Here is a 622-nt window from a genome sequence, read left to right as displayed (position 1 = left end):
CATCTCGAATACTGCTGGAAACACAGCAGAACAAACAGAAGCACAGTGCGTATATCCTTATGCTGTGCCTCTGTACCTGTCTGATAGTGGTGGCATCTCTTTTATCCTCTTCAGCCTATGCTCAAGAGATAAGGATTAATTCTCAGCTAGACCTACAAGCTGTTCTCGATAATGCCTCTCGAGGCGATACGATAGTCCTCTCTCCCGGTGTTTACGCCGGTAACTTTGTTATTCGACAGAGTCTCACTATTCAAGGTGAAAAGGGCGCTATCATCAACGCCCAAGGCATGCATGACGGGATTCGAATAAAAGCTCCACATGTCACCATTGAAAATCTGACAATAGAAAACTGGGGCGATGATTTAACGGCAATGAATGCCGGCATCTTTATTGAAAAATCGGCACAAAATACAACCATCAAGAATAACCTGCTTCATGGTGATACTAGCGGTATTTGGTTAGATAAATGCGATGGTGCAAAAATTATCAACAATAAAATAAGCGGTAACGAGCAGATGCGCTCAACCGACCGAGGCAATGGTATTCATCTATCCGTTGCGACCAATACCGAGGTTCGTGGCAACGAAATCTGGCATACCCGTGACGGAATTTACATTATTTC

General features: G+C 44.1%; 1 protein-coding gene. It reads left to right on the top strand.

Annotation, left to right across the window (positions count from 1 at the left end; all coding sequences use genetic code 11):
- Positions 1-622 (top strand): right-handed parallel beta-helix repeat-containing protein (locus A3729_RS29990; protein ID WP_197476296.1); only part of this gene is annotated, 622 nt, incomplete at both ends.

The sequence above is a fragment of the Oleiphilus sp. HI0043 genome, from assembly GCF_001634935.1.
This window is presented reverse-complemented; position numbering and strand designations above follow the sequence as displayed.